The sequence below is a fragment of the Leptotrichia sp. oral taxon 879 str. F0557 genome, assembly GCF_000469385.1.
Taxonomy (GTDB): Bacteria; Fusobacteriota; Fusobacteriia; order Fusobacteriales; family Leptotrichiaceae; genus Leptotrichia; species Leptotrichia mesophila.
On record NZ_KI271291.1, the window covers coordinates 17,936 to 32,069 of the forward strand.

A 14,134-nucleotide genomic window follows, 5' to 3' on the forward strand; every position below is an offset into this window, starting at 1 on the left:
CTTATACATAAAATATAAATTTATCTTCTTTTTTACTAAATATCCATATTCCTATAATTAGTGATATTAAAGAAGTAATAATACAAATTAAATTAAATTGCAAACTAGGGATTTTTCCATATAGCATAATACTTCTAAAATATTTAATATACATGTATATTGGATTATAATTTATCCAGCTTCTCACGCTCTCAGGTAAAATCTTTATTGGATAAAATATCGGTGTTAAATATGTCCAAACTAACAATAATATACTATACAAATGTAATAAATCTCTGAAAAAAACTGTATAACTTGCTAAAATAAATCCTATACCTAATGAAAATACAAAAACATATATTAATGGAATCGGAAACAATAACATCTCAAATCTTAATGGTAATCTAGTGATTAATGCTACTATCAATATTGCTACTAAAGAAAAAATCATATTTGAAAAACTGAATATAACTTTTGATAGTGGAAACATATATTTTGGTATATATACTTTTTTCATTAATTCTCCGTTCCCTATCACTGAAACCATAGCTATGTTTGTTGCTTCCGAAAAAAAAGAAAAAACTACTTGTCCTATTATTAAATACATTGGAAAATTGGGTATATCCATCCTAAACATTGTTGAAAACACAACACTCATTACCGTCATCATTAGTAATGGGTTTAAAATACTCCAGGTAAATCCTAACATAGATTTTTTATATTTTATTTTTATATCTCTTAAAACCAACTCAAATAATAAATCTTTGTATTTTATGAAATTATTCATTCTTGTTATCCTTTCAATAACATAAATAGACGTTTTTTTAGATTCATATTAAATTTAAAACCTTTTATAATACGTATTATTCTATTTATTTTTTTATCTGTTACTTCTAAATATTGTTCTATTAAAATTTTCTTACTTTCTGTCAATTTATTTCTATATTTTTTCTTTATTTCTATAATTAATCTTCTATCCTTTTCATCAAAATATTTTTTTCTTAATATTTTCTTTATAATATTTCTTTTTACACCTATTTTATTACTATTATGTTGTCTGTATTTCATCAAACTCTTATCCACAAATATTCTTTTTCCGAAAAATTCTGATAACAAATGAAAATATCTGTCATGTAATGTTACATTTTTTAAAAATGGAAGTCCAATATTTATTAATTCTTTATTCATTAAGATAGTAGAACCTTGAACAGTGTAAACAAAAAAACAACTGTTTCCTTTATACTGTAATGCTATTTTAGAATTAATAAACTTTTTTCTTATTATCTTTAGATTTTCATTACAAACAAAAGAATTCGAATGTAGTAATAACGGTTGTTTTAGCTCATCTTTTGAAAGTTTATTCAATTCATTATTATAAATTTCTAATTTATTTTCTATCCAATAATCATCTTGATCAGAAAACATAACAAAATTTTCATAAGAATTTTTAAGCAATTCTTCAAAATTTTTTACAAAACCCAAATTACCTTTATTATCTTCTAAAAGTTTAATTCTTACATCTCTTTTTTGATATTCTCTTAATATTTTTATCGTTTTATCTTTAGAACCGTCATCCCTTATTAACAATTCCCAATTTTTATAAGTTTGATTAATAATTGAATCTATTTGTTCTTTTATATATTTTTCTCCATTATATGTAGCCATTAGTATTTCTATTTTAGGATTCATTTTTTACTCCAATTATTTTATAAGGTTTATCAAATATCTTCCATACTCGGTTTTCTTCATAGTTTCAGAAAGTTTCTTCATTTTTTCATCAGATATCCATCCCTTCTGATATGCAACTTCCTCAATGCAAGCAATATACAAACCTTGTCGCTTTTGTATAGCCTCCACATAATTCGCAGCTTCTAATAAAGATTCATGAGTCCCTGTATCAAGCCACGCAATCCCTCTTCCAAGATTCTTAACATTTAACTTTCCTTCAGACAGGTACATTTCATTTACAGCTGTAATTTCTAATTCACCTCTTGCAGATGGTTTTACATTTTTTGCTTTTTCAACAACTGTATTATCATAAAAATATAATCCCGGTATCGCAAAATTTGATTTAGGTTCTTTTGGTTTTTCTTCAAGTGAAATCGCCTTACCATTTTCATCAAATTCCACAACTCCGTAAGCTCTTGGATCTTTTACTGGATATCCAAATATTATTGCTCCTTCATTTAATTTTGAGGCTTCTTCAACAAGTCCTGTAAACCCACTTCCATAAAATATGTTATCACCTAAAATTAATACAACATTATCGTTACTGATAAATTCTTCACCAATCAAAAATGCTTCTGCAAGTCCATTGGGATTTTCCTGAACCTTATATTCCAAATGAATTCCAATATCACTTCCATCTCCAAGTAGCTCTTCAAATACGGGCAAATCCCTTGGTGTAGAAATAATTAAAATATTTTTTATGTTTGCAAGCATAAGTACAGATAACGGATAATAAATCATCGGTTTATCATAAATCGGCATAATCTGCTTTGATATTGATTTTGTCAGAGGATATAATCTTGTTCCACTTCCTCCTGCTAAAATAATTCCTTTCATGGGAATCCTCCTAAAATTATTTTATTTTCCTTTTCCAAAAAAAACAGCTTTTGCTGTCTTTGCGACAATAAGAACATCAAATATGAAATCCTGATGTTTCAAATAATACAAATCATATTCAAGTTTTTTTTTTGCATCCTCTAAACTTTCTCCATATGGAAACATCACTTGAGCCCAACCTGTTATTCCAGGCTTTATAAGATGCCTGAGATTATAATAATTGATTTGTCTTGCATAGTCTTTTGCAAGAATATCCCACTCAGGGCGTGGTCCAACGAAGCTCATAGTACCTTTCAGTATGTTCCAAAGTTGTGGAAGTTCATCGATTCTTGTTTTTCTTATAAATTTACCAAACTTGGTAACTCTGCTATCATTATCTAGAGTGTATTTCGAATATTTATCCGGATCATGAAGCCTCATACTTCGAAACTTGTACACCTTGAAAGGACGCATATTTTCGCCTATACGCGTCTGCTTGAATATAACAGGACCCCTTGATTCCAGTTTAATAATTATTGAAACTATTAATGCAAAAGGAGAAAGAATGACCATCAGTATTAATGCAAGCATTAAATCCATTCCTCGTTTTATATTCCTTTGCATCTCGTTATTCAAAATATCAAATCCATTTGACTGGAGAAGCCATTCCTCATTTATTTTATTTACATCAATCTTTTTTTGGATATCCTCATTAAATTCTTCATAATTCATTATTTTAAGTCCATTTATCTTTAAATCGAAAATCCGTTTCATATATCTTTTAAAGTCTGGACTTTTTATATCTTTTACAATTATAAGAATATCAATCTTTTTTTGATGTATAATTTCTTCCAGCTCACCATAACTTCCAATAAGATATTCTGTTCCCTTGTTCTTATTGTCAGAAACATATCCAACATAGTTATAGTCAAGAGATTTTATAATATCATGTTGAATGTTATTTTCTATATGATTTGAACCAAATATAAGCACATTCTTCTTTTTCATATAAATTGAACACACTATTCTTCTAAAGATTACTTGAAATAAAAACAACATTGCAAACATATTGAAAATATCAAAACGTTTCCAAAAAGCATATAGAGTTGCTGAAAAGACAATATTAATCCCAAGATTTATGAAAACATCCTTTAACCTAAAACGTTCTGCATAAAAATCTAACTGCCCAAATATAAATTTTGTAAATATATATATAATAAACAAAAAATTGGTTAAGTATTTTACTATGTAGTCATACTTATCTAGTAAAAGACTATAAAGTATATACAGAATAAATATATATAATACTCGTATATAAATATCCTTATTTATTTTCATAAGTATTCATCCTCACTTAAATAAGTAATTCATTTATTTTATTAAGTATAATTTAGTTATTAAACTATCAAATATTTAATTTTTTATTAAAATAGACAAACATATTTCTTTTTAACAATAATTACGTTGTAAGTATAGCACATTTTAGTAGTAAATTCAAGATAGTATTTCATATAAAAATCCATAAAAGAAGCCGAATCTAAGAGTGATTTAATTTTTATTAAGTTGTATTGCTATACTTACTGTAATCTTAATTTTTTCATTTTTTTAGAATTATACTTTTTTTTAATTTTCTGTATATTTTTGTGTCATATTGTTAAAAATTATGTTCATACATTTTTTCTTATGGTCAAGTTCTGGATGAACATAGAGGTTTAACGTTATGCTGACAGCTGAATGTCCTAATATTTCAGATACCGTTTTATAATCTATTCCAAGTTCTATTGCCTGAGTGGCAAAAGTATGCCTCAACGAATGAAATTTTAATTTTCTTATCTCTAAAAACTCTAACATTTTTTTGAAAAATTTTCTATATGTTCGAGGCTCGATATATTTCTCAGTTCCTGAAATGACGTAATATTTATCTTCTGACTTGAATTTTTCCAGAACAAGAAGCAGTTCCCTTGCTATTGGGATTTTTCGTTTAGAACTTTGTGTTTTGGGTTCAGAAATTATTACTTTACTTTTTTGAGTAGTACTTGAATATATTCTCTGTATTGTATGATTTATACTAATAATACCTCTTGCCATATCTATCTCCTTCCACCGTAATGCACATATTTCACCAATCCTAAGCCCTGTACATAGACAGAGAAGTATGCCAACTGTACGGCAATTCATATTATTTTTTACATATTCAAAAATTTTTATTCTTTCCTCAGAATCAAAAACTTCCATTTTTTCAGATTTCTTCTCTTTTGGAATTTTATATTCAAATTCTGTCTTTTTTATTATTTTTCTTTTTTTTGCAAAATTAAGAACTGCATTAAGAATTGTTACCATATCCTTTACTGTTTTTCTCGATAAACCTCCATTTCCATTTAATTTTCCATTATTTAGCTTATCCAAAATAAAGGATTGAAAATCCTTACTGGAAATTGTACTTATTTTTCTATTTTTAAAATAAACTTTCAGATGTTTTTCAATAATAGTTAAATACAGAGCATAGGTAGATTCTTTTATATAATTATGTTCATTTTCTATCCAAATATCCATACATCTTGCCATGGTCATTTCTTTTTTTATTAATCCTGATTTTATTTTCATTTTGTCCCTCCTATTTCTAAAAATATTAAAAACAAGATTTTTTACAGTATAGCAATACAACTTTTATGAATTTAAATTTAAAATAAATTTAAACTACTATAAACAGATTATCAAAAATATATAATTATGAAATTTGAGTCTTATAGCTTGAATCTTTGAAAAATTTTCATTACAAAATTGTTATTTCGCTCAAAATTTGATATACTGAAATTATAAAAATTAAAAAATACAGAAGGAGAAAATTATGAATTTCAACGATTACAAATACAAACATTTGGACTTGGAAAAAATAAAAGGACAATTTTCAGAATTAATAGACAGTTTTGAAAGGTCAGAAAATGTAGAAGGACAAATTGAAGCATTTGATAAAATTATAAAGTTGAGAAACCATATCGAAACTATGCAGACACTTGTTTCTATTCGTCATAGCATTGATACAAATGATGAGTTTTATGATAAGAAAAATGAGTATATGGATGAAATCAGTCCGATTCTATTTGGATTTACGAATGATTTTTATAGAGTGCTTGTTAATTCAAAATTTAAAGATAAGCTTATTGAGAAATATGGAAAATTATTGTTTGACTTAGCGGAAAATACATTGAAAGTTTTCTCGAATGAAATTATTCCAGATGCACAAGAGGAAAATAGATTATCAAGCAAGTATTCAAAATTGATTGCCAGTGCGAAAATTGATTTTGATGGAAAAGAGCTTAATTTATCGCAAATGGTTCCTTACACTCAATCTAAGGACAGAAATGTGAGAATTGAAGCTGCAAAGAAAGTAGTTCAATTTTTTGCTGAAAATCAAGAAGAATTTGACAATATTTATGATTCGCTTGTAAAAGTGAGAACTAAAATGGCACAGAAAATGGGATATAAGAATTATGTGGAATTTGGATATAAACAGCTTTCAAGACTTGAATATGATGCAAAAATGGTGGAAAGTTACAGAAAACAAGTACTTGAAAACATTGTACCGCTACATACTGAGCTTCGTAAAAGACAGGAAAAAAGGCTTGGTGTTGAAAAACTTAGATTTTACGATGAGGCTATAAAATTTAATTCTGGAAATGCTGATCCACATGGTTCCCCAGAATGGATTTTAAATCACGGCAAAACAATGTATAAAGAACTGTCAAAAGAAACTGATGAGTTTTTTACATTTATGACTGAAAATAATTTGCTTGACTTGCTTTCTAAAAAGGGGAAAATGAGTGGTGGATACTGCACTTACATTCCAGAACATAAGGCTCCATTTATTTTTGCCAATTTTAATGGAACTGCACACGATATTGATGTTTTGACGCATGAAGCAGGGCATGCTTTTCAAGTTTACCAAAGCCGAGGTTTTGATGTGCCTGAATATTTATGGCCAACTTACGAGGCTTGTGAAATTCATTCAATGAGCATGGAATTTTTGACTTGGCCGTGGATGAAATTATTCTTTGAAAATGATACAGAAAAATATAAATTTATTCATTTGTCAGAAGCTCTTTTATTCATTCCTTATGGGGTAACAGTCGACGAATTTCAGCACTGGGTTTACGAAAATCCAGAAGTTACGCCACAAGAGCGTCGTGAAAAATGGCTTGAAATTGAGAAAAAATATTTGCCAACTAGAGATTACGGAGAAGTCGATGAATTGAAAAATGGAATTTTCTGGTTTAGACAAGGGCATATTTTTAGCTCGCCATTTTACTACATCGACTATACTTTAGCTCAAGTCTGTGCTTTCCAATTCTGGATAAAATCAAGAGAAGACAGGGAAAAAGCATGGAAGGATTATCTAAATCTATGTAAACTTGGAGGAAGCAAATCATTCTTTGAACTTATGAAATCTGCTAATTTGAAAAATCCGTTTGAGGAAGGAACATTAGCAGCTGTAATTCCCAAAATTAAGGAATATTTGGATAGTGTTGATGATATGAATTTGTAATTTAATCCATGTAAAAACCAAAATTTAAAAATATTTTCAAATTTTACTATTGATTTTAATAAATTTTAGTGTTATAATAATTGTAGATACAAATTTAAAAAACAATATATTAAATATGGAGGTAATTTTAATGATTTATGAAAATATTTTAGATTTAATTGGAAATACACCTGTGGTGAAACTAAAATTTTTAAACGAAGAAAATATTGCTGATATTTATGTAAAACTGGAAAAATATAATATTGGTGGAAGTGTAAAGGATAGAGCAGCTCTTGGAATGATAGAAGCAGCTGAAAAAGAAGGAAAATTAAAGCCAGGTGGCACAATTGTTGAGCCTACTTCAGGAAATACTGGAATTGCATTGGCACTAATAGGAAAAGCAAAAGGATATAGAGTTATAATTATAATGCCAGATTCGATGAGTGTGGAAAGAAGAAGTATTTTGGCGGCTTATGGCGCTGAATTAATTCTAACTGAAGGGGCAAAAGGTATGAAAGGTGCGATTGCTGAAGCTGAAAGATTAGCATCTGAAAACGGATATTTCCTTCCTCAACAATTTGAAAATCCTGCAAATCCTGCAAAACACTATGAAACTACAGCAAAGGAAATTTTGAATGACTTTCCACAAATTGACGCCTTTATTTCAGGAGTTGGAACTGCTGGAACTTTGTCAGGAGTTGGAAAAAGATTGAAAGAAGAAAGACCTGGAGTACAAGTATTTGCTGTTGAACCTTCAACTTCTGCTGTATTATCAGGAGAACAACCTGGGAAACACTTCCAACAAGGGCTTGGTGCAGGATTTATTCCTGGAAACTATGATGCTAATCTTGTAGATGGAATTATAAAAACAACTAATGAACAAGCAATAGAATTTGCAACAAGAGCTTCAAAAGAAAACGGATTATTTGTAGGAATTTCTTCTGGAAGTGCAATTGCAGCAGCTTACGAAGTGGCTAAAAAATTAGGAAAAGGGAAAAAAGTATTAGCTGTTTTACCTGATGGCGGAGAAAAATATCTATCAATAGAAGCATTCAGAAATAGCTTATAATTAACATAGCTTAGATAACTTGGGCAAGGATTCTCTGACTCTATATAAATGAATGGGATGAATTGCCTATTTTCATACTTGAAATTTATATAATAAAAAGTTGTTTTTAAAATAGTTTTATTATATAATCTTAGCATATAACTTTTAAGGAGTGTGATTATTATTTTTAAATGGTTACTAAGCGAAATAAATAATATTGCAGAAAAAGACCCTGCTGTAAGATATAAAATAGAAGTTTTTCTTTATCCATCGTTACATGCTGTTATTAATCATAAAATTGCCCATTTTTTTCAAAAACGAAAATTATATCTTTTCGCAAGGCTTATTTCTCAGATTTCTCGTTTTTTTACAGGAATAGAAATTCATCCTGGCGCAAAGCTAGGAAATAAAATATTTTTTGATCACGGAATGGGGATTGTAATTGGAGAAACTGCTGAAATAGGAGATAATTGCGTTATCTATCACAATGTAACTCTTGGTGGTGTAAGTACATCCAAAGTCAAACGGCATCCTACACTCAAAAATAACGTCTCTGTAGGAGCTGGAGCAAAATTGCTTGGAAACATAGTAATCGGAAATAACGTAAGAATTGGTGCAAATTCAGTTGTTTTAAAAGATATTCCTGATGAAGCTGTAGCAGTAGGTATTCCAGCAAGAATTATTCCAAAAACAGAAGAAGACTATTATATGTGGCATATTTAACTAAAAAATATAATAATTTATAAAAAAATAGCAGTAAAAATTTAAATATCAAAAAAATTTGACAATCAAAGTAAAATATGGTATATTTCTTAATATACAAAAATTTAATAAGTAATTTAAAGTGAAATTTTAAACAAAACAATTTATTTCATTTCTTTGATTTAATACAAAGTCTGGATAAAACTATTCAGAAATAGATAAATATATGAAAATATATTTAAAATTAAACTAACAAATACGGAGGTCTAAAATGGCAAAAGTAGGAATTTTTTTCGGATCAACAACAGGAGTAACTGAAGATATTGCTCACAAAATCGCAGAAAAGATTGAAGGAGCCGAAGTTTTTAATATTGATGGAAATGAGGATAAATTAGAAGATTATGATGTATTGCTTTTAGGAACTTCTACATGGGGATTTGGAGACTTGCAAGATGACTGGGCAGCAATTGTTGATGACTTAGCAAGCAAAGACTTCAGTGGTAAAAAAGTAGGATACTTCGGAAGTGGTGATCAAGGTACTTTTTCTGATACGTTTATGGATGGAATAGCCATCATTGATGAAGAAATCCAAAAAACTGGTGCAACAATTATTGGGAAAACTTCGACTGAAGGATATGAATTCAATGAATCAAGAGCAGCAAAAAATAAGGAATTTTTAGGACTTGCTTTAGATGAAGTCAATCAATCTGAATTAACAGATGAAAGAATTGACGCATGGGTTGAACAAATCAAACAAGAATTTTAATAACTAATCTATGTCTGTGAAAAATATTTCTTCAAATAAACTGATTGTTTTCACAAAAGACAAACATAAATATGATTTTAGCTATATATATTTATATATAACTAAGATAAATCAATTTTCACAAGTTGATTTTCTCTCCAAAAATAAAGAAGGCGTCCATAAAGGCGTCTTTTTTATTTATGGAATAATCTCCTAAATAGCGAAAATTAAATAGTTTTCTCAAATATTTTTTGTATTTTTTTTATAAATTTGATATAATTTAAAATGAACAATCTGAAAAAGGAGAAATATTTTAATGAAACTAATTGTAGGATTGGGAAATCCAGGAGAACAGTATAAATTAACACGTCATAACATTGGATTTATATTTATTGATGAATATTTGAAAAAAAATAATATAACTGACATAAGAGAGAAATTTAAATCACTTTTTGTACAAACTAATCACAAAAGAGATAAGGTGTTTTATCAGAAACCAATAACTTTTATGAATTTGAGTGGAGAAGCTATTGATGAAACTGTAAGATTTTTTAAGATTGACCCCAAAACAGAACTTTTTGTGATTTATGATGATATGGATATGCCATTTGGAAAGTTAAAAATTAAACAAAATGGAAGTGCAGGAGGACATAATGGAATAAAATCCATAATTTCACATGTTGGAAATGAATTTGTAAGAATAAAATTTGGAATTGGAAAACCTAAAATGAAAGAAGAAATATTAAGCTTTGTGCTAGGAAAATTTTCGCCTGAAGAAAAAGAAATTGTAAAAAATTCAAGAGAAAAAATATTTAGTCTTATTGATGATATAAAAGATGACATGACAATTTCTAGACTAATGAATAAATACAATACAAAATAGAAAGGATACTTATGGACAATATTATTTTAAAGTGCAATAGGCTATCTAAAAGTTATGATTTTACTAATGCTCTTAACAGTGTGAATATATCAGTAAAATCTGGAAAAATTGTTGGACTTTTAGGTCCAAACGGAAGTGGAAAAACAACTTTTATAAAGCTTCTGAACGGACTTATTAAACCTACTCAAGGAGAGATACTAATTGATGGAAAAAATCCTGGCATAGAAACTAAAAAGATTGTTGCATACTCGCCAGACAAAAATTATTTAGATAATACTAAGACAGTAAAGGCTATTTTACGACTATTTGCAGATTTTTATGAAGATTTTGACTTAGATAGGGCTATAAAGATGTTAAAGGACTTGGATATTGATTCTTCCAAAAGGTTTAAGTTACTCTCTAAGGGAATGAAAGAAAAAGTTCAGCTAATTCTTGTAATGTGTAGAAGAGCTAAGCTGTATCTATTGGATGAGCCAATAGCGGGTGTAGACCCCGCCGCAAGAGACTATATCCTCAATACAATTATAAAAAACTATGATAAAGATGCTGCTGTTATTATTTCTACTCATTTAATTGCAGATATTGAATCAGTGCTTGATGAGGCAATTTTTATAAACAAAGGTAATATTTTACTCCATCAAGAAGTCGAAACAATAAAAAAAGAACAAAATATGACTGTTGACAATTATTTCAGGGAGGTGTTCAAGTATTGAAAATTTTAGGAAAATTAATTAAATATGATTTTGCTGATATTGGTAAGTTGATATTTCCGTTTTATATTGGGTTAGGTATAATGGGAATTTGTATAAGAATACTGTTATTTGTTTTGATGAATAAAAGCATAGATCAGAATTTACGATTCACTGTAACGCTGTTTCAAGGTACACTTTATTTTGTGTACACGCTTGCTGTTATTGGCTCTATAATAATGTTACATTACGGAGTAGTAGTGCGTTTTTATCGCTCTGTATATGGAAATGAGGGATATTTGACAAATACGCTTCCAATTAGTACAGCTCAGATAATTTTGGCAAAAACAATAACTTTCTTAAGCTGGTTTATCATTAATGGTTTTATAATATTTTTAACATTCTTATTAATTATCCCACTTGAAGAAATTGTTTTGTCAAAATTTTGGGAAAATCCAGATTTTATACAAATGATAAATTATCTAAAAACAGCACTAGACATCCAATATATAATTCCAACAATAATTTTATTTATCATTTTCTTAATTTTTTGGGCAATTGAAAAGATACTATTCTTATTTTTCTGTGTCAGTGTCGCAAATATGGCAAAATCATACAGAATTTTAATAGGAGCTGCATTGTTTATGATAATTGGAGGAATTTTAAATGTTATAAAACGAATGATTTTGGTCTATACATATCTATATAATTCGTCATTATATGATAAAACTGGAAATGTAGCTCTAAATGTCGTAAAATACATCATAAGTGCAAATTTTGGATTAATTATATTAACTGGTATAGTGAGTATAGTACTATTCTTAAGCGTAAATTATATATTAAAAAATAAATTGAATTTAGAATAAATTGTTTTATAATTTAATTATTACAATTTATGTAATAAAACAAAAAAACTTAACGACAAAAATTAGATTTGTTCAAGTTTCTATTTATGACTGAACATATATTAAAAATGGAGGAAAAATAAATAATGGATAATAATTATGGAGCAGAGGCGATTACGGTTCTGGAAGGGCTGGAAGCAGTTAGAAAGCGTCCAGGAATGTATATTGGATCAACGTCGGCACGTGGGCTTCACCATCTAGTATGGGAAATAGTGGATAACAGCGTGGATGAAGCACTTGCTGGAATTTGTGATAAAATTACTGTAAAGATACTTGAAGGAAATATTATCGAGGTATCTGACAATGGACGTGGAATCCCTGTGGGAATGCACAAAACTGGAAAATCAACATTGGAAGTTGTACTTACTGTGCTTCACGCTGGAGGAAAATTTGACAATGATAATTATAAAGTGTCAGGGGGACTTCACGGAGTTGGGGTATCTGTCGTAAATGCTTTGTCAGAATGGCTTGAGGCAACTGTAACACGTGATGGAAAGATTTTTAGACAGACATATCAGCGTGGTGTGCCAACTTCGCCTGTGGAGGAAATTGGCGTGGCAGATGCTGATGCACACGGAACTGTAATTAGATTTAAGGCTGATGATGAGATATTCGAAACAACAGTTTACGATTATTCTGTACTGGAATCACGTTTAAAAGAATTGGCATATTTGAATAAAGGCTTAAAAATTGAACTGGCTGATGAGAGAAATGCTGAAAATATAAAAGCTGAAGAATTTTTATTTGAAGGTGGAATAAAAGACTTTTTAAATGAAATTATTGATGAGGAAAAAATCGTTGATGATGTGATTTATATGGCTGATACAATGCAAATTGAGGAAGCTAAGGAAGTAGAAACTGTGGATGAGGATGGAAACACGGTGAAAAAACAGCGAAGTGCAAAATTCGTGGAAGTGGAAATTGCAATGAACTACACAACTTCACAAAGAGAAACTGTTTATTCGTTTGTAAATAACATAAATACCCATGAAGGCGGAACCCATGTCAGTGGATTTAGAACTGCGCTTACGAGAACAATTAATGATATTGCAAAACAGATGAACTTAATCAAGGATAAAAATGGGACATTTCAGGGAACAGATGTAAGAGAAGGGCTTGTCTGTGTAATAAGTGTAAAAATACCCGAGCCTCAATTTGAAGGACAGACAAAAACAAAACTTGGAAACAGTGAAGTTACAGGAATTGTATCAAATATTGTTGGAAGCAATTTGAAATTCTATCTAGAAGATCATCCAAAGGCGGCCGAAAAAATCATTGAAAAAATGGCAATGTCAAAAAGAGCAAGAGAAGCTGCGAAAAAAGCAAGAGAGCTTGTACTTAGAAAAAATACATTGGAAGTAGGATCACTGCCTGGTAAACTGGCAGACTGCTCTTCAAAAGATCCAGCTGAATCAGAAATTTTCATAGTCGAAGGAAACTCGGCAGGAGGTTCTGCAAAACAAGGAAGAGACAGAAGATTTCAGGCAATATTGCCACTTCGTGGAAAAATCTTAAACGTAGAAAAATCAGGAGTACACAAGGCTTTGGAAAATGCTGAAATTAGAGCAATGATTACAGCTTTTGGAGCTGGATTTGGCGAAGAAATGGATTTGAAAAAACTAAGATACCATAAAATCGTAATTATGACAGATGCTGATGTTGATGGAGCTCACATTAGAACATTAATGCTAACTTTCTTCTACAGACATCTAAGAGAATTAATAAATGAAGGTTATATTTATATCGCACAGCCTCCTTTATACAAAATTCAGACTGGAAAGGCAATCAGATACGCCTACTCAGATGATCAGATGAAACAAGTGACAAGAGTGCTGGAAGGAGAAGGAAGAAAATACACAATCCAGCGTTACAAAGGGCTAGGAGAAATGAACCCAGAACAACTTTGGGAAACAACACTTGATCCAGAAGTAAGAACGTTGTTAAAAGTTTCAATGGAAGACGCTTCCTATGCCGATAAAATGTTTAATATTCTGATGGGAGATAAAGTTGAACCGAGAAGAAAGTTTATCGAGGATAATGCAAATTACGTAAGGAATTTGGATATTTAATCTATTTTGATTAGTAAATATTTTTTCATATTACTATGTTTTTTCTTT

13 protein-coding genes are annotated in these 14,134 nt (G+C 29.3%); 8 read left to right on the forward strand and 5 right to left on the reverse strand.

Annotated elements, in window-relative coordinates; all coding sequences use genetic code 11:
* Position 1 precedes the first annotated feature (1 nt).
* The 5 genes from HMPREF1552_RS01850 to HMPREF1552_RS01870 all read right to left on the reverse strand — a co-directional run bounded on the left by HMPREF1552_RS01850 (position 2) and on the right by HMPREF1552_RS01870 (position 5,127).
* Entirely contained in the window at positions 2–766 is a 765-nt protein-coding gene (locus HMPREF1552_RS01850) for an ABC transporter permease (RefSeq protein WP_021743343.1), read from the reverse strand.
* A gap of 5 nt (positions 767–771) precedes the next feature.
* On the reverse strand, positions 772–1,668 hold the full coding sequence (locus HMPREF1552_RS01855; protein WP_021743344.1) for a glycosyltransferase family 2 protein: 897 nt from the start codon (positions 1,666–1,668) through the stop codon (positions 772–774).
* 12 nt (positions 1,669–1,680) lie between these two features.
* Positions 1,681–2,544 (reverse strand): glucose-1-phosphate thymidylyltransferase RfbA, encoded by an 864-nt coding sequence (gene rfbA, locus HMPREF1552_RS01860; RefSeq protein ID WP_021743345.1) that lies wholly within the window; start codon positions 2,542–2,544, stop codon positions 1,681–1,683.
* A gap of 21 nt (positions 2,545–2,565) precedes the next feature.
* On the reverse strand, positions 2,566–3,861 hold the full coding sequence (locus HMPREF1552_RS01865) for a sugar transferase (RefSeq protein ID WP_021743346.1): 1,296 nt from the start codon (positions 3,859–3,861) through the stop codon (positions 2,566–2,568).
* Between the two features lie 285 nt (positions 3,862–4,146).
* Positions 4,147–5,127, reverse strand: a complete 981-nt coding sequence (locus tag HMPREF1552_RS01870) for a site-specific integrase (protein WP_021743347.1) — start codon at positions 5,125–5,127, stop codon at positions 4,147–4,149.
* Between the two features lie 244 nt (positions 5,128–5,371).
* Between HMPREF1552_RS01870 and HMPREF1552_RS01875 the strand changes: the two genes are divergently transcribed.
* From HMPREF1552_RS01875 to gyrB, 8 genes are all read left to right on the forward strand, one after another.
* Entirely contained in the window at positions 5,372–7,066 is a 1,695-nt protein-coding gene (locus tag HMPREF1552_RS01875) for a M3 family oligoendopeptidase (RefSeq protein WP_021743348.1), read from the forward strand.
* Between the two features lie 130 nt (positions 7,067–7,196).
* A complete protein-coding gene (gene cysK, locus HMPREF1552_RS01880) occupies positions 7,197–8,114 on the forward strand; it encodes a cysteine synthase A (RefSeq protein WP_039900968.1) in 918 nt (305 codons plus the stop codon).
* A gap of 153 nt (positions 8,115–8,267) precedes the next feature.
* A complete protein-coding gene (gene epsC / locus HMPREF1552_RS01885) occupies positions 8,268–8,816 on the forward strand; it encodes a serine O-acetyltransferase EpsC (RefSeq protein WP_021743350.1) in 549 nt (182 codons plus the stop codon).
* A 250-nt stretch (positions 8,817–9,066) separates the two neighbouring features.
* A complete protein-coding gene (locus HMPREF1552_RS01890; protein ID WP_021743351.1) occupies positions 9,067–9,561 on the forward strand; it encodes a flavodoxin in 495 nt (164 codons plus the stop codon).
* Positions 9,562–9,856: 295 nt separating this feature from the next.
* Entirely contained in the window at positions 9,857–10,423 is a 567-nt protein-coding gene (gene pth, locus HMPREF1552_RS01895) for an aminoacyl-tRNA hydrolase (protein ID WP_021743352.1), read from the forward strand.
* Between the two features lie 11 nt (positions 10,424–10,434).
* Positions 10,435–11,136 (forward strand): ABC transporter ATP-binding protein, encoded by a 702-nt coding sequence (locus tag HMPREF1552_RS01900; protein ID WP_021743353.1) that lies wholly within the window; start codon positions 10,435–10,437, stop codon positions 11,134–11,136.
* On the forward strand, positions 11,133–11,978 hold the full coding sequence (locus HMPREF1552_RS01905) for a hypothetical protein (RefSeq protein ID WP_021743354.1): 846 nt from the start codon (positions 11,133–11,135) through the stop codon (positions 11,976–11,978). Before HMPREF1552_RS01900 ends, HMPREF1552_RS01905 begins: the two co-directional genes overlap by 4 nt.
* 125 nt (positions 11,979–12,103) lie before the next feature.
* Positions 12,104–14,086 carry a DNA topoisomerase (ATP-hydrolyzing) subunit B gene (gene gyrB, locus HMPREF1552_RS01910; RefSeq protein ID WP_021743355.1) on the forward strand — a complete coding sequence of 661 codons (1,983 nt, stop codon included), beginning with the start codon at positions 12,104–12,106 and terminating at the stop codon, positions 14,084–14,086.
* Positions 14,087–14,134 lie beyond the last annotated feature (48 nt).

Excerpts from the sequence above, each read along its gene's own strand:
- pth (WP_021743352.1), top strand. The coding sequence starts at position 9,857 with ATGAAACTAATTGTAGGATTGGGAAATCCAGGAGAACAGTATAAATTA.
- HMPREF1552_RS01850 (WP_021743343.1), bottom strand. The coding sequence starts at position 766 with ATGAATAATTTCATAAAATACAAAGATTTATTATTTGAGTTGGTTTTA.
- HMPREF1552_RS01855 (WP_021743344.1), bottom strand. The coding sequence starts at position 1,668 with ATGAATCCTAAAATAGAAATACTAATGGCTACATATAATGGAGAAAAA.
- cysK (WP_039900968.1), top strand. The coding sequence starts at position 7,197 with ATGATTTATGAAAATATTTTAGATTTAATTGGAAATACACCTGTGGTG.
- HMPREF1552_RS01900 (WP_021743353.1), top strand. The coding sequence starts at position 10,435 with ATGGACAATATTATTTTAAAGTGCAATAGGCTATCTAAAAGTTATGAT.
- HMPREF1552_RS01890 (WP_021743351.1), top strand. The coding sequence starts at position 9,067 with ATGGCAAAAGTAGGAATTTTTTTCGGATCAACAACAGGAGTAACTGAA.
- HMPREF1552_RS01865 (WP_021743346.1), bottom strand. The coding sequence starts at position 3,861 with ATGAAAATAAATAAGGATATTTATATACGAGTATTATATATATTTATT.
- rfbA (WP_021743345.1), bottom strand. The coding sequence starts at position 2,544 with ATGAAAGGAATTATTTTAGCAGGAGGAAGTGGAACAAGATTATATCCT.
- gyrB (WP_021743355.1), top strand. The coding sequence starts at position 12,104 with ATGGATAATAATTATGGAGCAGAGGCGATTACGGTTCTGGAAGGGCTG.
- HMPREF1552_RS01875 (WP_021743348.1), top strand. The coding sequence starts at position 5,372 with ATGAATTTCAACGATTACAAATACAAACATTTGGACTTGGAAAAAATA.
- HMPREF1552_RS01870 (WP_021743347.1), bottom strand. The coding sequence starts at position 5,127 with ATGAAAATAAAATCAGGATTAATAAAAAAAGAAATGACCATGGCAAGA.